The sequence below is a fragment of the Campylobacter australis genome (assembly GCF_050586305.1).
Classification (GTDB): domain Bacteria; phylum Campylobacterota; class Campylobacteria; order Campylobacterales; family Campylobacteraceae; genus Campylobacter_A.
The window spans coordinates 1-211 of sequence record NZ_JAXUAA010000037.1 but is presented as its reverse complement, the minus strand read 5'-3'; the positions used below and the strand labels follow the sequence as shown (position 1 = coordinate 211).

1 protein-coding gene is annotated in these 211 nt (G+C 31.8%); it reads right to left on the bottom strand.

The genetic code is table 11. The features are described 5' to 3' along the window. A partial coding sequence (locus U5B17_RS09715; protein WP_489699217.1) for a putative barnase/colicin E5 family endoribonuclease occupies window positions 1-201 on the bottom strand: 201 nt, incomplete at its 3' end. Window positions 202-211: the final 10 nt, after the last annotated feature.

The window sequence follows — 211 nt, the reverse complement described above, 5'->3', positions numbered from 1 at the left end:
ATTAGGGGTTTTAGCAAGATTATCTGCTTTTGTAAAGTCGTCAGATGATATACTTGATGACTTCCCCTTGCTATTTTCATACGCACTTAAGACCCATTTATTTTTTGTAGGCTCTCCCATCCAATTGCTTTTTAAAATTATTTTATAATTATCTTTTATGATTTGCACCGCTTCATTTTGTCTTGTTTTTATCTCTCCAATCTTGATTACA